The organism is Arthrobacter sp. WCS2018Hpa-7 (assembly GCF_031843805.1).
Lineage (GTDB): Bacteria > Actinomycetota > Actinomycetes > Actinomycetales > Micrococcaceae > Arthrobacter.
Genome location: NZ_JAVTJB010000014.1, coordinates 1 through 18,497, shown reverse-complemented (window position 1 = coordinate 18,497; position 18,497 = coordinate 1). Strand labels below are relative to the sequence as shown.

The window sequence follows — 18,497 nt, the reverse complement described above, 5'->3', positions numbered from 1 at the left end:
ACAAAACGGTGCACTAAACAAGCCTTTTTCCTGCCCAAGGCAGGTGCTACCTTGTTCAGAACCCGCTTGTGATGCAGCCCGCTAGCGACGCGCAGTGTTCTTTCGAGGTACCCATGAGCTATGTTCTCGCCATTGACGTCGGGACAAGTTTTACCGCAGCAGCCCTGGTTAAGCCCGACCAGAGTCCAACCCCTACACCGGAAATCCTCCCGTTGGGACTGCATGGCAGCGCCGTGCCCTCCGTGTTGTTCTACGCCGACGACGGCCGTGTGCTGGTAGGCGAAGCGGCCGAACGCCGTGGCCTGGACGATCCCCACCATATGGTGCGTGAATTCAAGCGCCGGATCGGGGATTCCGTTCCCCTCGCTGTTGGCGAGAGGTGGCTTGCTGCCGAGGACGTGTACGCCACCATGGCCGGTTGGGTAGTGGACAGGGCCCGCGAACGGGAGGGGACGGCGCCGTCGTCGATCATCATGACGCACCCCGCGGCCTGGGGCCAGCACCGGACGTCCTTGGTCCTCGCCGCGCTCAACGTGGCAGGTCTGCAGGACATCACCCTGATCAGCGAGCCGGAAGCAGCAGCCCTGCACTACGCCTCCCAAACGCGGGTGGAAGACGGCAGCATCATCGCTGTGTACGACCTCGGCGGCGGCACTTTCGACACCGCCATCCTCCGCAAAGCCGGAGCCGGAAACTTCGAGTTGCTGGGCCGCCCCGACGGTATTGAAACCCTGGGCGGCGCCGATTTCGACGCCGCTGTCCTGCGTCACGTGATGGGTCACGTCAGCGCTGCAACGGACATGGACCCGACGGCGCCGGAGACCTTGGCGGCCTTGTCCCGGCTACGGCGGGAATGCCGCGAAGCCAAGGAAGCGCTGTCCATGGACAGCGAATCCAGCGTGGCCGTGTCACTGCCGGGCACACAGCAGTCCGTGCGGCTGATCCGGGCCGAATTCGAAGCGCTGATCGAGGGACCCCTCCGGGAAACCGTGGAGGCGCTGGAGAGAAGCCTGCAGAGCGTCCACGTGGACGCGCATGAATTGAGCGCCGTGCTGCTCATTGGTGGGTCCTCGCGCATTCCACTCGTGGCCGAGATGATTTCGGTGGAACTTGGCCGGCCCATCGCCGTCGACGCCGATCCCAAGTCCTCTATCTGCCTGGGTGCAGCGGTGGCTGGTTTGCGCTCAAGGGGGGAAGGCGCCGTGGATGCGGCGACCGCGGCCACTCCAGGCGCAGCGGCCGCCGGGACGGTGGCAAGTGGTGCGCTGGGGCGTCCGCATGCCGCCACCCGGGCTCCGGCCCTGGGCGTCCTCAAGTCAGCGTCCGCAAAGCCGGGCCGGCATGCTCCCCGGCCACGTGTCCGGATGGCGGCAGCCGCGGCTGTGGCCGCAGCCGCTTTGACCATCGCTACTGCTACGGCAGCACAGAGTCCCGAAGGCAGCGGACTGCTGGCAACCATGTTCGGCAACCAGGCTGCTGATGTCATGCGCGACGCCGGAGCCCAGGCTTCCGGGGGACAGGGGACTGGCGCTGGTGGCGGGAAGGCCGGAGAGACCCCGGCGGTCGGCAAGCCGGCGGGGGGACTCGAGGCCAGCGCCAGGGCTGGAGTCACCAAGGCAGGGAATGGAGCTGGGAAGAGCCCGGCCCGGACCGGAACCGCGAAGGCAGGCACTGGATCGGGTACCGCTGCGGGATCTGCCGCCGGACCGGCTGCCGGCACTACACCCGGTGGAACGGGCACCACTGCCGCTCCTGCTGCGCCGGGCACGGGAACACCCGCCGCGCCGGGCACTACCCCGGCGCCCACCACACCCACTCCAGCACCTACTGGCGGCGCAGCCAGCGGGCCTACCCCGCCCCCTACGACACCACCCACCACGCCACCACCGGCCACTGAACCCGCAACGCCGCCTACCACCCCGTCGGATCCGGTCAGCCCACCGCCACCGCCGCCGCCGCCGTCGCCCGAGCCAACAGAGCCGCAGCCTGAACCGACGGTCACGCAGGACCCGCCACCGCCGTCGCCGGAACCAACGCCGGAACCGGTAACTCCGCCTGCCACGGCTGATCCCTTACCCCTGCCCACGGAGACCGCGCCGGTTGCGGACCCGGCGCTGCTTTCGGCGGTCTAGCCCATGACGGGACACGACCATCAGCCCGGGCACATTCCGCCCGGGCCACGCGATCACCCGCTCATGGAATCTCTCCCCAGTGACGAGGCAGACCTGCCCAACATTCCGGAACTGACCGGCGATTCCGCGAAAGTCCGCGAGCTGCTCCTCGCCCTGTCTGTGGGGTTCACGCTGCCGTCGCCCCTGCCGCGCGGCCTTGAAGGCCATGATGGGCTGGACGCAATCATCACGGCAGCCGTGGATGCGGGCCTGCTGCAGGCCGACGGGTCCATGGTGGGGACCGTCCAGTATGCCCTGCTGAAAGGAACCCCGACCTCCCGCATCCGCTCGCTGCAGAGGGAACTGGTGGACAAGGTCCTGGACGAAGGCCGTCCCCTGGGAGACCTGGCCCGCGACCTCGCCAGGAATGGGTTGCAGGATGCCCGCGTTGCCGCAGAACTCGAGGAAGCAGCAAACAGCGTCCTCGATACGGATCCGCGGCTGGCCGTGGATCTCTATGCCGAAGCGCTTCTTGCCGGGAACAACGAGCTCCACAACGCCGCGAAGCGTGCCCAGGCCTTGGCCGCCATCGGGGACCTCGACGCGGCGGGCAGGATCGTTGACAGGCTGCTCGCCCTGCCCGAACCGCCCGACCTTCGCCTGGGAGTGGACGTGGCAGCCGCGGTCTGGGCACAGCGGGGAATGTTGTCCCGAAGCGCCGATACGTACAGATGGCTGGGGCCGGACAGGTTGGAAGGGTCTGCGCCACTGGCCGCAGTGGCCATGATTGGCGCTGGAAATGCGGTGCAGGCGGAGGAGCTGATGTCGGCCGCCGGAGCATCCGGTTCGCCAACCTTGCTGGCGGTGTCTTTGACGCTCACCCAGGAGGGCCTGAGGCAGACCCTTGGCCCCAACCCCCAATTGGCCCTGCCGGAGCTCATCAGGGCCTCGGACATGATGAATGCCTCGGGCGCGGCCCTTCCCTTGCCGGAGACCCCGGCCACCTTGGCGGCGCTCTGTGCTCTCCACAGCGGGGAGCCTGCGGTAGCGGAAACAGTGCTCAGGGCCGCATTGGCCGCGGGCCAGGGCGGGGATGCCGCGCGTCCCAGGCTGTTCCTCCTGCAGGCATGGACCGCCATGCAGCAGGACAACGCTGACGAGGCACGGTTGGCCATCAACGAGGCCGTCAAGGCAAACCATTGGTCGCTGGCACCCCGGGATGAGCTCCTGCTGGCAGCACTGGAGGTGGGCCTTGCAAGGCGCGGCAGCGATGTCCACGGGCTGGTGCTGGCGTGGGACAGGGCCCGGGAAGCCATGATGCACGTTTCAGTGGATCTGTACAGCCTGCTGCCGTGGGGCGAGTTGATGATTGCCGCTGGACGGTTGCGGGAAACACGTCGCGTCTCGCACTATCTGGACGGTGCCTGGGAGCTGTTGGGGAGGCTGGGGAACCCGACACTCTGGTCGGTGCCACTGCATTGGGCGGCAGTGCAGGCTGCGCTGCTGAGCGAGAGCCCCGCTGAACTTGCGCCGCATGCTGCCGCGCTGGTGCGGGCAGCCGAACACAGCAATCTGGCCTCCGTTCTCGCTGCCGGCGGGAAGGCTTGGGTTTCGGTACTGGCCGGACGATTTGAAGCGTCCGACGTCGAAACGGCGGCCCGTGGGATGGCGGCCGTCGGCATGCCCTGGGAAGGGGCCAGGCTTGCCGGCCATGCCGCCGCGCATGCGGAGGAACGGCGTGACCTCGTGAGGCTGCTGGCCTGTGCCAGGGACATTCATCCCCAGGGCGCTCCGGCCGGGGCGGGCCACGACCGGGTGGAGGAGCCGCACCGCAGCGTTGCGGCCACCCCTGCTCCGGACGGTGCCAGCCCGGGTGCGGGTGATCAGTCGGGGCTAAGCGCCAGGGAGCGCGAAGTGGCCCGCCTACTCCTTGAGGGCAAGACCTACCGGGAGATCGGTGAGGCAATCTATATCTCGCCTCGCACTGCCGAACACCATGTGGCACGCATGCGCAGGCGTTTGGGGGCCGACAGCCGATCGGACCTCTTGGTCCGCCTGCGCCTGGCCTTGGGGGAGGGGTACCCGCCACCGTGAGCGGCAGCCCCCTCCACCCCCTAACGGAAAACCCCGCGACCCCCTAACGGTGGGGCACCCGGTAGGGGGACCAGCCCCGATGCCCGAGCCGTCACCAGGCCATACGTTGAAGGGGAGCCCGGCAAAGGCGCCGGGCCATTTACCACCCACCACAGAATTTGAGGGAGCACTCCAATGCCTACACTCGCACAACAGCTCGTGCAGTTCCTGATGAGCCTGTTCAACGATCCCGATGCCGCCGAGGACTTTGTCCGCGACCCCGAGGCTGCCCTCGCCGCAGCCGGCCTCCGTGACGTGTCCTCGGCCGACGTCGATGCTGTTCGTCCTGTGGTCCTGGACTACGCACCGATCAACGCCCGTTCGTCGTTCGACCGTGAATACAACACCGGCGGCAACCACGCCTCGACTGGCGGCGGCGCCGGCTGGGGTGGAAACGACGACGACGATCGCCCCAACGGCGGTGGCGGCGGCGGTGGCGGACGCCCCGATCATGACGACGACGACCACGGCCACAGCGGTGGCGGCGGTGGCGGCGGTGGCTGGGATGGCCATGACGACGACGACCACGGCCACGGCGGTGGCGGCGGTGGCTGGGATGGCCATGATGATGACGACGGCCACGGCGGCGGGGGTGGCGGCGGTGGCGGAGACGACCACGATGACCACGCCCACGCCGTTCAGCAACTGGTCCACGTGGTGAACAACTACTCCTACACCACCACCATTGACGACCGTGACACGATCACCGACCAATCGGTGAACCAGAACATCTGGGCAGACGGCGACGTCACGCAGCTCTTCAACCAGGACGCCGTGATCGCCTCGGGCGACGGCGCCATCGCTGCCGGTGATGACGTCAAGGACTCCGGCAATACGACCACCACCACCACCAATACTGATGATCATTCAACCGACAACTCGCTGACCATCAGCGAGTCCGGCCCTGGGGACGTCGAAGTGGGCAACACGGACATCGAGGTCAAGGATTCGTTCAACGACAATTCGGATAACTCGGTGACCAAGGACTCCTACAACACAGATGTTGATGTAGACGTGGACATCGAGGACTCCTTCAACGAGGACAACTCCAGCCATACGGACAACTCCGTCACGGACAACTCCGACAACTCGAACAACTCTGTCAACGTGGCCGATTCGTTCAACGACAACTCCACGGACGTGGATGTAGACGTCGAGGACGTTCAGCTCATCAACGAATCCGTGGTGGTCCAGGACAACGAGCTGGACCTTGAGTACTCGCCGGACAACTCCACCAACGTCGAAGTGGACGATGTGAACGTCATCAACGATTCGATCGTGGTGGCGGACAACGAATTCGAGTACGACAACTCCACCAACCTGGATGTCGAAGACGTGGATGTCGAGTACAACGACATTGACGACTCGATCGTCGTGGCAGACAACGACGTAGAAATCGATTAGCACCCAGGAGATGCGTAGGGCGTAGCCCGCTGCTGCATGAAGTACCCCGGCAGTGCCCGGCAGACGGCCCACCGTCTGCCGGGCACTTCGTGGCCTCACAGGACGGCAGCACCGGAACAGGCAGCACCGGAACAGGCAGGGAAAGGACACGCGGTGGCGGATACAGTACGCATGACCACGTTGGTGGAGCAAGGCATGGCACTGGTGCGGGACCGAAACGATCTCCGGCGACGCCTGGAAAATACCCGTAACCGCCTGCAGGATCCCAGCGTCCGTGTGATCGTGGTGGGTGAGTTCAAACAAGGCAAAAGCCAATTGATCAATGCCTTGGTGAATGCGCCCGTCTGTCCTGTGGATGACGACATTGCCACCACTGTGCCGACGGTCGTACGGCAGGGGGATCCGGCGTCGGCCGTTATTCTGGTTCCCGCCGCGGACGGTGGCACACCGGACGGTACTCGGGCGGACTCCGACACTGGCGGCCACGAAAGCACGCTGGAACGCAGGCCCGTGCAGTTGGACCACCTTGCTGACTACGTCTCCGAAAAAGGCAATCCGGGAAATGCGAAGAACATCGTGGCGGCGGAGGTTGCGCTGCCGAGGAAGCTGCTGGCCGGCGGGCTGACGGTAGTGGATTCGCCCGGGGTTGGAGGGCTGGGGTCAACGCACACACTGACTACCCTGACGACCCTTCCGTCAGCGCACGCCATGGTGTTCGTCTCCGATGCGTCCCAGGAATACACCGAACCGGAGATCCGGTTCCTGCGCCAAGCCATGCGCATCAGCCCCAATGTGGTGTGCGTGCTGACCAAGACCGATCTCTATCCGAGCTGGCGGCAGATTGAGGACCTCGACCGGAAACACCTTGCCGAGGTGGGGCCGGACATCCCACTGTTCCCCGTTTCCTCGGAGCTGCGTCTCCAGGCTGCGCGTCTGCAGGACACGGAACTGAACGCCGAATCAGGGTTTCCTGAGCTGATCCACCATCTGAGGAACAACATTGTGGGGGAGGCCGCCAGAATGCAACGCCGGTCCGTCGGTCACGATCTTTTGTCCGTGGCGGAAAACCTGAGGCTCGCCCTGCAGTCCGAGCTTGGTGCGCTGGAAAACCCCGAGGGTACGCCGCAGATGATCGCCGGCCTCAACGCGGCCAAGGAGGACGCCGACTCGCTGCGCAAACGTTCGGCGCGCTGGCAGATCACTCTCAACGATGGCATCGGGGACCTCATCGCAGACATGGAGTACGACCTGAAGGACAGGTTGCGCCGGATCCAACGCGAAGCGGAAATCGCCATTGATCAAGGAGATCCCGGCCCCGCCTGGGAGCAGTTCACCCAGTGGCTGGAACAGAGCACCGCGGCAGCGGTATCGGATACTTTCGTGTGGACCAGCGAACGCGCCCAGTGGCTGGCCACCCAGGTGGCGGAGCACTTCTCAGAAGATGAGGTAGCCCTCCCCGCGCTGAAGGTCGCCGACACCGGAGGCGTGCTGGACCCCGTGGCCGATATCCAGGTGATGGAGAACGGGCGCCTCGGACCCCTGCAGAAAGTGCTGATCGGGATGCGCGGATCCTACGGTGGAGTGCTGATGTTCGGCCTCCTGACCGGTCTTTTTGGAATGGCCCTCATCAATCCGCTCTCCGTCGGTGCCGGTCTCCTGCTGGGACGTAAAGCCTTCCGGGAAGACAAAGCGGCCAGGCTCAAGCAACGGCAATCCGAAGCCAAAATCCTGGTCAGGAAGCACGTGGACGATGTGGTGTTCCAAGTAGGAAAACAGCTACGGGACAGACTCCGGCTGGTGCAGCGGGCCACCCGGGACCACTTCACGGAGATCGCCGAGGAGCACCACCGCTCCCTGACGGAATCCGTGGCGGCTGCCCAAAAAGCTGCCGCAACCTACGCGGTGGAAAGGGACATGAGGATCAAGGAGATCCGGAACCATCTCAAGGCCGTGGACACCTTGGCCACGGAAGCACAGCAGCTACTGGAAACTGCTCCGTTGACGGAACACCAACCCAAACCCTCAACCGTCCCGGCCACCTGATGGAACAGGGAATAGCCGGGGCCTCGGAGCTGCTCCGGCAGGCACGCGAAGTCTTCCGCGATGACGCCGCTGCGCTCGCGGTGGTGAACGAGTTGGACAGCCGGCTGGAAGGGCCGTTGCGCATAGCAGTTGCCGGGATGGTCAAGGCCGGGAAATCAACACTGCTCAACGCCATCATTGGCGAGGAAATCGCGCCCACGGACGCCGGTGAATGCACCCGCGTGGTCACGTGGTACCAGTACGGACACACTCCCAAAATCACGGTGTACCCATTCAGGGGCGGACCTCAAAACCTCCCTGTGACCCGTGCGGACGGCCGGTTGGTCTTGTCCATGGGCGATATCCCTGCTGAGGATGTGGAGCGTCTGGTGGTGGACTGGCCATCAGCCAGCCTGCGCGGGCTCACCTTGATCGATACTCCCGGCATCGCCTCGTTGTCCGAGGACGTCTCCGGGAGATCAACGGCTTTCCTGCTGCCCGACGACGAACCGACGGCAGCGGACGCCGTCATTTACCTCATGCGGCACCTGCATGCCTCCGATGTCCGGTTCCTCGAGTCCTTCAAGGACACCGCCGCCGGACGATCCGGCACCGTCAATGCCTTGGCTGTCCTGTCCCGGGCCGACGAGATCGGTGCCGGAAGGATCGACTCCCTGATTTCCGCAGCGGTGATCGCCGACAGATACAGCCGGGACCAGAACCTCAAACCCTTGGCCTTGGGTGTGGTCCCTGTGGCCGGGCTGCTGGCACAGAGCTCACGGACCATGCGCCAGACGGACTGTGAGGCCATGGCGCTGTTGGCGAAGATGGACCGGAACCAGCGGGAGCGGATGATGCTGTCCGCAGACCGTTTCGTCCGCGTCGAAGAACCCCAAGGCCTCCACCCGGCCACCAAAGCGTCGCTGGTGCAGAGGTTTGGGCTGTTCGGGATCCGGTTGGGTGTTGCCCTGATCCGGGGCGGGACCACTGATCCCACTGAGTTGGCCCACGAGCTCGCACGCCGAAGCGGCCTGGGTACCTTGCTGGACGCCATCAGCTATCTCTTCCAAACCCGTGCCGACGCACTCAAGGCGCGTGCCGTCGTCGTGGGCTTGGAGTCGCTGGTTCGCGGCGCTCCCCGGGAGCGGGCGGCACCGCTGGAAGCGGCTTTGGAGAGGCTTCAGGCCGGCGCCCACGAGTTCCGGGAGCTCAAACTCCTTGCCGCGTTGCGTACGGGGGGCGTGGGACTGGATGAGGAACACGAAGTGGAAGCTGAACGGCTGGTAGGCGGGCGCGGCAGCACGCCCGCGTTGAGGTTGGGCATGGACCCGGATGCGGGTCCCGGTCAGATCAGCGACGTTGCCCGCGGTTGTTTGAACCGTTGGCGGCTGATCGCGGAAAATCCCTTGACCGAGCCGTCGGCCCTGGAGGCGTGCCGCGTTGTCATGCGAAGTTGCGAAGGGATGCTGGCCGCTATGCCCGCCGCTCGCTGAGCCGTTCGCTGTATTTTTCGCTCAGGAGCCAGGCCGTAGTCGAGGGGAAAAACAGCAGGATCAGGCCTGCCGCGGCAAGGATGAACTGGGATGCCAACAACACCGTGGCCAGGACGCCGTCCGGGTCGGGAGCCACCACGAAGTCGGCCGTGATGACTGTGACCACTGCGTGCAGGAGGACCAGGGGTGCCAGTGTCCACCGTGCCCAGACGCGGCGTTTGAAAAGGATCGCCAGCAGGACCGCTTCCATGGCCACTACCAGCGCGATCATGGCGAGGCTGCCCAGAAATACGACGGCGGTGGCCCCCTCAACTGCTTGGGCGTCACCGTCGGGAACCATGCCTCCGATGACGCCTTTCAGACGTTCAAAGTGGGCGTCACGGCCAAGGAAGCTTAGGACGACGACGGCGATTCCCGCCACGAAGCTGGCGACCCACAGGGAGCGGGAGAGCCGTGCGGTGCCTGGTGGCACTACGGCCGCGGTAATGGGAGGCGGCACGGACAGGGAAATACCTGGACGCGGTGGTGGGGGAGGCGCTGTTGGCCCGCTGGCCGATGGTGTGGTGGAAGGTAACTGCCGTGAACCATCAGCTTGCTGGGCCATGTCTGCCTACTTCAGCTCGTCGGTGTCATGGGGATCGGGCTCACTGCGCTTGGCGTCGCCGGGCTTGAAGCCGTTGCCTGTTGCCTCACCTGAAGCATCCGAGGGCTTGTCGCCGAGCTCGCGTTCCTTGGCTTCAAGGTCCGCCTTGAGCTTCTTCAGTCGGTCGTCCTCGGCCTGGTTGCGGCGGCGGGTTTCCAGGTTGCGGAGGAATTCGGGGTCATCGTCCGGGGCCGTGGGATAGCGGCGGACCGGCTTTGCCGTGGGCTTGCCATAGGGCCGGCCGAAGATGAACCAGAGGATGGCGCCCAAGAGCGGCAGGACAATCATCACGATGATCCAGGCGGGTTTGGAAATACCGCGTGTTTGGTGGCTGTCCGTGCGGATGACGTCCACCAGGGCATAGACGAAGATAACCAGAACAATGACGACGCCTACAACCCGGAGCATGCACCAAGTCTAGTCGCCGGAAGCCGTTCACTGGACGCCCTCTTCCGGCTGTGATCAGAGTGCAACCATCCGGCCCGCTAAACTTGGATGGTGGCTTTCCTGAAGTATTCCCTCATCCGTCTGGCGCTGTTCGTGCCGTTGTTCGTACTCTTCGCCTTTTTGGGAGTTGGGTGGATCCTGGCGGTCATCTTTGCCGGGCTGATCGCGTTCGCCATCAGCTACCTGTTCTTCCAGAAACAGCGCGACGCCGCCACTGCCGCCATGCGCGAACGTTTCTCCGGGCGGGCCAAGCCCATCCGCACCGCCGGCGAGGTTGAAGACGCCGCCGTCGAGGACGGCTTGGTGGAAAAAAACCCGGACATCGCCGTCAACAACGACAAACGTCCGGGTTCCGTCTAGGAGTTTTTAGAAGCCGCGGCTCAGGATCAGTCCCAGCGAGAACAGCAGGCTGTACCCGAGGTTGATCATGCCGGTCTGCTTGAGCACGGGAATGAGGCTCTTGCGCTTCTTCCCATTGACCATCAGCCAGGCGGGCATCAAACACGCGGGGATCAGCAGCAGGACGATCAGCATCCACGGCTTGGTGGGTGCCAGCACGATGACCAGCAGGATGGCGACGGCCAGCATCAACACGTAGCTTTCACGGGCGTGCCGGTCCCCAAGACGCACTGCCAAGGTCCGCTTTCCGGCGGCTGTATCCGTGGGGATGTCCCTGACGTTGTTGGCCATCAGCAGGGCGCAGGCGATGAGGCCTGTGCCAATGGCGCCGATCACCGCGGCCAGGCTGACTTGTCCGGCCTGGGTGTAGGTGGTGCCGAGGGTGGCAACGAGCCCGAAGAAGACGAACACGAAGATATCGCCCAGGCCCATGTAGCCATAGGGATTCTTGCCGCCGGTATAGCCCCAGGCTGCCAGGACGCAGCCGATACCCACCAGGATCAGCCACCACGTTTGGGTGATGATCACCAGGATCAAGCCGCAGATCATCGCAGCGCCGAACAGCCCGAACGCGGCCCACTTCACCTGCTCCGGCAGCGCAGCGCCGGAGCCGACGAGACGCAGGGGACCTACGCGGTCCTCATCGGTGCCGCGGATGCCATCGGAATAGTCATTGGCGTAGTTCACGCCGATTTGGAGCAGGAGCGCCACGAGCGCAGCCAGGATCGCATTCGGCAGCCGGAACGCTTGGAGCTCGTACGCCGCTGCCGAACCGATCAGGACGGGCGCGATGGCCGCGGGCAGTGTGCGGAGCCGGGCTCCTTGGATCCATTGTGCAGCTGTCGCCACGTGTAGTACCTCGTGTATTTCGCGGTTGATCTAAAGTCAGTTTCGGGAGGAAGAACGTGTCTATTGTCCCTGATGCAGTTCGGAAAGCCGTTCAATCATGGCCAGCCGGTCCGGTTTCCCATTGGGCAGCATGAGCAGTTCCTTGTCAGCGAACACCGTTTTTGGGGCCAGGACACCCAGCACAGCCTCGCGTCGGGACGTGAAGCCCTTGATGCCTTCGGGGCTGGGATCGGTCACTGCTACGTAAGCTGCCACGGCTTGGCCCCACTCGTGCGACGGGACACCGGTCACGAAAGCCGCGGTGACGCCGTCGATCTCTTCCAGCTTGCCTTGGAGGTAGGCGGCGGAGGCTTTGACGCCGCCGGTGATGATGACATCGTCCGCCCGGCCCAGTACGGTGAGCTTGCCGTCGTCGTTGAGCTCGCCGAGATCTCCGGTGACGTACCAGCGGACGCCGTCCTCCTCGAAGAAGGCGGCTTTCGACGCGCGGGCGGCGTCAAGGTAGCCCGCGGCAACGGTGTCGCCACCCAGCAGGATGCGGCCTTCCAGCTCGCCCTCGCCGATGCGGACCTCGACGCCGTCCAGCGGCTCGCCGTCGTACACGCACCCGCCGCAGGTCTCGGCTGAGCCGTAGGTGGTGACCACCTTGAGTCCCTCCGCGTGGGCGGAGGCAAGGAGATCAGGCGACGCCGGAGCGCCGCCCAGCAGGATCGCGTTGAAGCGGCGCAGCACGGCCAGGGTTTCCGGGGCGGGGGAGTCCAGGAGCCGCTGCAGTTGCGTGGGCACCAGGGAGGTGAAACGGATCTTGTCCGTCAGCTCCTCGGCTGCCGCGGTGAAGGCCTCGGGCGTAAAGCCGTCAGACTGGTCCATGACCCACGGCCGGGTGCCTGCGTACAGCGAGCGGACCAGGACCTGCACACCGGCCACATACTGCAGTGGGAGCGCGAGCAACCACTGGCCCTCACCGCGCAGGGCCACGGCGGTGGACACGGATGAAGCCGCGAGGGCGTCGATGGTCAGGACGGTCGCCTTGGGCGTGCCCGTGGAACCGGAAGTGCGGACCACCACAGCGGCATCCTCGACGCCGGTCTCCACCGGGATGGCCTGCGGCCCGCCGTGGTCGCCAGTGACGATTTCGACGGCGGGGCCCTCGCCGTGGAGGGCAGCCATCAGTGCTTTGAGTACGGGATCGATGTCCACAGGGGAGTCCTAGAAGTAGTAGGGGAAGCTGGACCAGTCGGGGTCGCGTTTCTGGAGGAACGCTTCCTTGCCCTCCACGGCCTCGTCGGTCATGTAGGCGAGGCGGGTAGCTTCGCCGGCGAAGACTTGCTGTCCTGCCAGGCCGTCGTCGGCCAGATTGAAGGCAAATTTGAGCATGCGGATGGCCTGCGGGGACTGGCGGGCGATGTCCGCGGCGTACTCCAGGGCCACTTCCTCCAGGCGAGCGTGGTCCACAGCCTCGTTGACGGCACCCAGGCGAACCATGTCATCGGCCGAATATTCGCGGGCAAGGAAGAAGATCTCCCGCGCGGCTTTCTGCCCGATCTGGCGGGCCAGCAGCGCAGAGCCGTATCCGGCGTCGAAACTTCCCACCGTGGCGTCCGTCTGCTTGAACTTGCCGTGCTCGCGGGAGGCGATGGTGAGGTCGCTGACCACGTGGAGTGAGTGGCCGCCACCTGCCGCCCAACCATTCACGACGGCGATGACCACCTTGGGCATGGTCCGCATGAGCCGCTGTACTTCCAGGATATGGAGCCGGCCCGCGCGGGCGGGGTCGATGGTCTCCTGGGTGTCCCCTTCGGCGTATCTGTAGCCGTCACGGCCACGGATCCTTTGGTCTCCGCCCGAGCAGAACGAATGCCCGCCGTCTTTCTCCGATGGCCCGTTGCCGGTGAGCAGCACCGTGGCGACGTCAGGGGTCATCCGCGCGTGGTCCATGGCGCGGTAAAGCTCGTCCACGGTTCCCGGGCGGAAGGCATTGCGGACCTCGGGGCGGTTGAAGGCGATGCGGACCGTGGGGAGATCCTTGACCGTGCCGTCCGCGGAACGCTCAACCTGCCGGTGGTACGTCATGTCCTTGAAGTCATCAAAGCCGGAAACTGTGCGCCAGCGTGAGGGGTCAAAGACGTCGGAAACCTTGGCAGGGAGTTGGTTGTTCACAGTCCGAGTCTAGTAATGGCCTTAGCTGATGCAGAACTCGTTGCCCTCGGGGTCGGCCATGGTGTGCCACTCGTGGGGTCCCTGGCTGGCGGTCCAGAGGTGTTTTGCTCCGCGGTCCTCCAACTGTTTCCGCACGTCATCCTTGTCTCGTCCATCCAGGCGGACGTCCCAATGCACGCGGTTTTTGACGGACTTCTGGTGGGGATCGGTTTGGAACAGGATGCGCCGGCCGGTCTTGGGGTCCGTGTCCTCGGCAGGTACGATCGCGCAGCCCTCGGCCCAGACCAGCTTGCCGTTGTGGGTGATGGTCTGGTCCTCGGTGGCGTAGCCCTGCTCAATCATGGAACGGATGAACGCTTCGTCCTGGGGTTCCACGCTCCACTCGAGGGTCTCGGCCCACCAGTCGGCGAGGTCATGCGGCTTCCGGCAATCGACTACTACCTGGATGTTCAGTGTCATACACGCCACGCTATGCCCGACGGCGGATGGCTGGTAGGTCTTTGCGGTCATGTTTGGTCCGCGTTCCAGAAGGACTGCTGGTAACGGCCTCCTGAGTCTTCTCCAACGTTGGAGATGTGCTTACGTTTTCTTGACATATTGTCATGACATAGATCACAGTGGGTGCAGGAAAGGCTTTTCCTACCAAGGCAGCGTGGCCCCCGCGCCACGTCCTACTTCCGCAGTCAGGCCCCCGTGGACTGGCAGCCCCGTGAGAAAAGGACAGAGCATTGTCAGAGCAGACACGCATCTCCAGCATCAGCCGCAGGCAATTTGGATTGACGGCATTTGGCCTCTCCGCCCTCGCCGTCGGACTTTCTGCCTGTAGCGGTGGCGGCACCTCAGCTGAGGGCGGCGCCAAGACCCTCCAATTGGTCCTTTCCGGGGATACCAACCAGGGCGGCGCTTTCGCGGCGGCCGCCGCCAAATACAAGGAAGCCACCGGGATCACCATCGAGGTAGTGGACGTCCCCACCGCGGACATCGCTACCAAGCTCAAGAATGCGGCAACGGCCAACGATCTTCCGGCGCTGGCCCGGGTCACGGGCCTGGACCCCCTCTGGGTCAACCAACTCCAGGACCTCAGCGAGATCGCCAAGGCGCGGAACATCGATGAGAAGTTCCTGCAGACGGCCCCCGACGGAACGCTCCCGGCCATCCCGTCAGACCTCACCGCAGTGGGCCTGTTCGTGAACAAGAGCCTCTTCGACAAAGCCGGAGTGGCCTACCCCACAGCTATCGGGAACAGCTGGACCTGGGACGAGTTCGTAACAGCCGTGAACCAGGTGCGCGAGAAGGCCGGGGCCAAGTACGGCATGGTGATGGACCGTTCAGGCCACCGCCTGCGCGCCATGATGTACGAGTTCGGCAGCGATGCCTTTGCAAAGAACGGCGACAAGTACGCTGCGGATGACCAGGCCGTGGAGACCTTGGAGTACTTCCAAAAAATTAACGACGACGCCACGATGCCCAAGTCAGTGTGGCTCAGCGGCGAAGACGGCAACGCCATGTTCAAGAGCGGGCAGGTGGCGGCCTACTACTCCGGCAGCTGGCAGGTGGCCGACTTCAACAAGAACATCAAGGACTTTGAGTGGCTGTCCGTGCCGCTGCCCAAGAAGGAAGTCAACGCCACCAACCTCGGAGGCGGCTTCATGGTGGCTTTCAAGGACACGGGCGCGGACGAAGAAGCCAAAAAGTTCATCGACTGGTTCTACGACGACGCCAACTACACCGAGTTCGCCAAGCTGGGCGGCTACCTGCCGGTCAAGGAAAGCCTCAAGGTGGAGTATGCGTACCAGCAGGCATCCTTTGAGCTCTACCAGCAGCAGATTGCCGGGAACCAGGCCAAGGGCGACAACGCCATCAAGCGCGTCGTGGCCGAGGCCTATGCCGAGACCCCCTTCTCCGGAGACCCCTTGAGGGAGGAAACCGTGAAGATGTTGGGCGGCAGCCAGGATGCCAAGACCACGGTGGAGAACATCGTGAAGCTCTACAACGGCGCCTAAGCCATGGCCAATTCAACGCTCAGCCCGGCGGTGATGCCGGAACAGCCCGGCTCGCCGGCGGTGCGCACCAAGTCCCAGCAACGGCGGCGCAACCGCTATGTCATCGCGCCACTGATCCTGGTCGGCGTCAACGTGGTGTTGTTCCTGGTGTTCTTCGTTTGGCCAGGTGCCCTGGGGCTGATCTATTCGTTCACGGATTACCGCGGCGTGGGCAAGCTGAACTTCATCGGCCTGGCGAACTTCCAAAAGCTCTTCGCTGACAGCACCTTCTACGCGGCGCTGACCCGGACGTTCCTGTACACGGTTCTTTCGGTGCCGTTGGTTTACGTCTCATCCCTGGGTATCGCCTCGCTGCTGGTCAGCAAAGCCACGCGGGGGCGGACAGCGGCCAAGGTGATCATTTTCCTGCCGTGGCTGATCTCGCCGATCGTGGTGGGTGTCATCTGGAAATGGATGTTCGGCCAGGACTTCGGCTTCGTCAACTTCGTCATCACCACTTTGGGCGGCGGCGCGGTGCCCTGGTCCAGCAACGGCAACCTTGCGTTGATGGTGGTCATTTTCGCCTCGGCCTGGGGCGGTACCGCCTTCAACATGCTGCTGTTCATCGCGGCGCTGAAGAACATCCCGGAGGCACTCCTGGAGGCGGCCGAACTGGATGGCGCCAACGCCTGGCAACGGTTCCGGCATGTGATCCTGCCCGGCATCGCGCCGACGTCGTTCATGGTCATCCTGCTCTCCACCATCCATGCGATGAAGGAGTTCGCCATGATCCAGGCGCTCACCAACGGCGGACCGGGAACGGAGAACACGTTGATCGTCCAGTACATCTACAAGACCGGCTTCGAACAATCCAAGGTGGGTTACGCGAGCGCGGCCTCCATGGTGCTGATGGTGGTCCTGTTGGCTATCGCGCTCATCCAGCTGCGCTTCAACAAGAAGAAGGGCTGAACCATGGCAACAGCTACCAAAATGCCTCCTGCTGCAGGAGCCAAACCCCCGGGCAAGACCCGCGACGCCCGTGCCAAGCGGAAGAACCTGTCCGCTCCGCTGACGGCCGTGCTGTGGGTCATCGTGGCCATCTACGCGCTGCCGTTGCTGTGGTTCCTCCTGAGCTCGTTCAAGCCCGGAAGCGAACTTTTCAGCTATCCGCTGTCCATGATTCCGCGGGAGTGGACGTTCCAAGGGTTTGTGGATGCCTGGGAACGGGTGGATTTTGCCCGGTACTTCCTGAACACGGCCACGGTTTCGCTGGTCACCACAGTCCTCACAGTGTTCTTCAGCGCGTGCACCGGCTATGCGCTGGCCAAGTACAACAACAAGGGAACGCGGCTGTTCTTCGTGTGCATCCTGGCTACCACCATGCTGCCCACCGAAGTGATCCTGAACCCCACGTTCTCGGTGATCCGCGACCTGGGGCTGTACAACTCCTTGGCGGGCATCATCGTGCCCTCCGTGCTGACCGCCACGGGTGTGTTCATGTTCCGCCAGTTCTTCCTGACGGTCCCGGACGATCTCCTGCATTCGGCCAGGATCGACGGCGCCAGCGAACTGGCCATCTTCTTCCGGATCATGCTCCCGCTGTCCAAGCCCATCCTGTTCACGCTGGCCATTTTCTCTTTCCAGTGGCGGTGGAATGACTACATTTGGCCACTGATCGTGCTGAACGATCCCAAGTGGTACACCCTGCAGGTGGCGCTTCGCAGCATTGTGGGCGCAGAAAATATCGACTGGCCCGTGCTGCTGGGCGCCTCCGTGATCTCCATCCTTCCGTTGGTGTTGGTGTTGGTGTTCGCGGTGTTCCAGAAATACGTACTCAACGCTGACGTCAGCGCAGGACTGAAGGATTAGGGGCTAGGAGTGAATCACCAAACAGCGTCAGTTGCGGTGGATGCAGCGTTCCTTGACGAATTGATCGAGGCGGCCGACCGCCACGTGGACAGGCTGCTGGAAGCGTCCGACGGCGGCGTGGCAGCTTTGGCTCACCGCCCCGCCATGGGCAGGTTGCTGGCTTTGGCCACCGTCTACACCCAAGCCGGATCCGTTCACGTCGGCTCGGCCAGGCTTCCCGGGCTCATGGCGGACTGTGTCGCCAGGCTCGAGCACCTGCAAGGGCCCACCGGTCTGTTCGACGGCACCAACCTTAGTTCGCCGCCGGACTCTGCCTTCACCATCAACGACGCCTGCATGGCCCTGGACATCCTGGGTTCCCCGAAAGATGGCTTGGCCGGGACCGTCAGCCGGCTTCGCGCCGTCGTCGGGCGCATCACTGATGCTTTGGTCAGCGGCGGCGTCCACACCCCCAACCACCGTTGGGAGCTGTGTGCCGCGCTGGCACGCATCCACGCGCTGCACGAATCTGAGGGCAATGCGCGTCCGGACGTCCAGCTGCGCATCGGCCAATGGTTGGCTGAGGGGATCGATCAACTGCCGGATGGAATGTACTCCGAAAGGAGCCCGCTCTACGCCACCGCCGTGACCAATCCGTCCTTGCTGGCGATCGCCGATCATGCCGGCCGGCCCGGACTCCTTGACCATGTCCGGGCCAACCTGACGGCGTTCCTGCCGTGGTTCGGCGGCGATGGCAGTGTGGAGTCGTTGTTTTCGCGCAGGCAGGACCAATGGTTCAGGTTCGACGGCGAAGCCTTCCAGTTGCTGTACCGCCGGCTGGCCAATCAGGACGGGAACGGCGACTTCGCTGTTGCTGCGGCCTGGTTACAGCAATTCCCGCTGCTGGAACCGGCCAAGGCCCTGGCGAGGGTCAGGCTTGATCCATGGTTGGCCGCGGAGCTTCCAGCCGCGGAGCTTCCAGCCGCGGAGCTTCCAGCCGCGGAGC

At 64.3% G+C, this 18,497-nt stretch carries 15 protein-coding genes and 1 pseudogene; 10 read left to right on the top strand and 6 right to left on the bottom strand.

Annotated features, from left to right (window positions below; translation table 11 throughout):
• The first annotated feature begins 113 nt into the window (after positions 1-113).
• The 5 genes from RQH14_RS15135 to RQH14_RS15115 all read left to right on the top strand — a co-directional run bounded on the left by RQH14_RS15135 (position 114) and on the right by RQH14_RS15115 (position 9,163).
• Positions 114-2,132 carry an Hsp70 family protein gene (locus RQH14_RS15135; protein WP_311214001.1) on the top strand — a complete coding sequence of 673 codons (2,019 nt, stop codon included), beginning with the start codon at positions 114-116 and terminating at the stop codon, positions 2,130-2,132.
• A gap of 3 nt (positions 2,133-2,135) precedes the next feature.
• Complete coding sequence (locus tag RQH14_RS15130) at positions 2,136-4,205, top strand: LuxR C-terminal-related transcriptional regulator (RefSeq protein ID WP_311214000.1); 2,070 nt, start codon at positions 2,136-2,138, stop codon at positions 4,203-4,205.
• A 174-nt stretch (positions 4,206-4,379) separates the two neighbouring features.
• Entirely contained in the window at positions 4,380-5,648 is a 1,269-nt protein-coding gene (locus RQH14_RS15125) for an IniB N-terminal domain-containing protein (RefSeq protein WP_311213999.1), read from the top strand.
• Between the two features lie 153 nt (positions 5,649-5,801).
• A complete protein-coding gene (locus RQH14_RS15120) occupies positions 5,802-7,691 on the top strand; it encodes a dynamin family protein (protein WP_311213998.1) in 1,890 nt (629 codons plus the stop codon).
• On the top strand, positions 7,688-9,163 hold the full coding sequence (locus tag RQH14_RS15115) for a dynamin family protein (RefSeq protein WP_396136311.1): 1,476 nt from the start codon (positions 7,688-7,690) through the stop codon (positions 9,161-9,163). Before RQH14_RS15120 ends, RQH14_RS15115 begins: the two co-directional genes overlap by 4 nt.
• Here RQH14_RS15115 and RQH14_RS15110 read toward each other — a convergent pair.
• Complete coding sequence (locus RQH14_RS15110) at positions 9,144-9,767, bottom strand: hypothetical protein (RefSeq protein ID WP_311213996.1); 624 nt, start codon at positions 9,765-9,767, stop codon at positions 9,144-9,146. The two genes, RQH14_RS15115 and RQH14_RS15110, sit on opposite strands and share 20 nt — an antisense overlap.
• Positions 9,768-9,773: 6 nt before the next feature.
• Positions 9,774-10,214, bottom strand: a complete 441-nt coding sequence (locus RQH14_RS15105) for a PLD nuclease N-terminal domain-containing protein (RefSeq protein ID WP_311213995.1) — start codon at positions 10,212-10,214, stop codon at positions 9,774-9,776.
• An 87-nt stretch (positions 10,215-10,301) separates the two neighbouring features.
• Between RQH14_RS15105 and RQH14_RS15100 the strand changes: the two genes are divergently transcribed.
• Entirely contained in the window at positions 10,302-10,613 is a 312-nt protein-coding gene (locus RQH14_RS15100; protein ID WP_089596061.1) for a DUF4229 domain-containing protein, read from the top strand.
• A gap of 6 nt (positions 10,614-10,619) precedes the next feature.
• On the opposite strand, the gene RQH14_RS15095 is transcribed toward RQH14_RS15100, so the two are convergent.
• The 4 genes from RQH14_RS15095 to RQH14_RS15080 are packed head-to-tail and all read right to left on the bottom strand — an operon-like array spanning position 10,620 to position 14,120.
• Positions 10,620-11,501 (bottom strand): 1,4-dihydroxy-2-naphthoate polyprenyltransferase, encoded by an 882-nt coding sequence (locus tag RQH14_RS15095; RefSeq protein ID WP_311213994.1) that lies wholly within the window; start codon positions 11,499-11,501, stop codon positions 10,620-10,622.
• A 60-nt stretch (positions 11,502-11,561) separates the two neighbouring features.
• A complete protein-coding gene (locus tag RQH14_RS15090; protein ID WP_311213993.1) occupies positions 11,562-12,701 on the bottom strand; it encodes an AMP-binding protein in 1,140 nt (379 codons plus the stop codon).
• 9 nt (positions 12,702-12,710) lie between these two features.
• The gene (locus RQH14_RS15085; RefSeq protein WP_311213992.1) at positions 12,711-13,661 is read right to left on the bottom strand and encodes a 1,4-dihydroxy-2-naphthoyl-CoA synthase; all 951 of its coding nucleotides are present in this window, start codon (positions 13,659-13,661) and stop codon (positions 12,711-12,713) included.
• 21 nt (positions 13,662-13,682) lie between these two features.
• The gene (locus RQH14_RS15080) at positions 13,683-14,120 is read right to left on the bottom strand and encodes a VOC family protein (RefSeq protein ID WP_311213991.1); all 438 of its coding nucleotides are present in this window, start codon (positions 14,118-14,120) and stop codon (positions 13,683-13,685) included.
• Positions 14,121-14,389: 269 nt separating this feature from the next.
• On the opposite strand from RQH14_RS15080, the gene RQH14_RS15075 reads away from it, so the two are divergent.
• The 4 genes and pseudogenes from RQH14_RS15075 to RQH14_RS15060 form a co-directional block, all read left to right on the top strand.
• Positions 14,390-15,664 carry an extracellular solute-binding protein gene (locus tag RQH14_RS15075; RefSeq protein ID WP_311213990.1) on the top strand — a complete coding sequence of 425 codons (1,275 nt, stop codon included), beginning with the start codon at positions 14,390-14,392 and terminating at the stop codon, positions 15,662-15,664.
• Positions 15,665-15,667: 3 nt separating this feature from the next.
• Positions 15,668-16,612, top strand: coding sequence for a sugar ABC transporter permease (locus RQH14_RS15070; RefSeq protein ID WP_311213989.1), 945 nt, complete (start codon positions 15,668-15,670; stop codon positions 16,610-16,612).
• Between the two features lie 3 nt (positions 16,613-16,615).
• The gene (locus RQH14_RS15065) at positions 16,616-17,512 is read left to right on the top strand and encodes a carbohydrate ABC transporter permease (RefSeq protein WP_311213988.1); all 897 of its coding nucleotides are present in this window, start codon (positions 16,616-16,618) and stop codon (positions 17,510-17,512) included.
• Between the two features lie 9 nt (positions 17,513-17,521).
• Positions 17,522-18,497 (top strand): annotated as a pseudogene (locus RQH14_RS15060) (hypothetical protein); the annotation flags it as partial.

What these genes read in the sequence shown, in the direction of transcription:
- RQH14_RS15070 (WP_311213989.1), top strand. Translation starts at nt 15,668, where the DNA reads ATGGCCAATTCAACGCTCAGCCCGGCGGTGATGCCGGAACAGCCCGGC.
- RQH14_RS15080 (WP_311213991.1), bottom strand. Translation starts at nt 14,120, where the DNA reads ATGACACTGAACATCCAGGTAGTAGTCGATTGCCGGAAGCCGCATGAC.
- RQH14_RS15125 (WP_311213999.1), top strand. Translation starts at nt 4,380, where the DNA reads ATGCCTACACTCGCACAACAGCTCGTGCAGTTCCTGATGAGCCTGTTC.
- RQH14_RS15130 (WP_311214000.1), top strand. Translation starts at nt 2,136, where the DNA reads ATGACGGGACACGACCATCAGCCCGGGCACATTCCGCCCGGGCCACGC.
- RQH14_RS15135 (WP_311214001.1), top strand. Translation starts at nt 114, where the DNA reads ATGAGCTATGTTCTCGCCATTGACGTCGGGACAAGTTTTACCGCAGCA.
- RQH14_RS15110 (WP_311213996.1), bottom strand. Translation starts at nt 9,767, where the DNA reads ATGGCCCAGCAAGCTGATGGTTCACGGCAGTTACCTTCCACCACACCA.
- RQH14_RS15105 (WP_311213995.1), bottom strand. Translation starts at nt 10,214, where the DNA reads ATGCTCCGGGTTGTAGGCGTCGTCATTGTTCTGGTTATCTTCGTCTAT.
- RQH14_RS15065 (WP_311213988.1), top strand. Translation starts at nt 16,616, where the DNA reads ATGGCAACAGCTACCAAAATGCCTCCTGCTGCAGGAGCCAAACCCCCG.
- RQH14_RS15100 (WP_089596061.1), top strand. Translation starts at nt 10,302, where the DNA reads ATGGTGGCTTTCCTGAAGTATTCCCTCATCCGTCTGGCGCTGTTCGTG.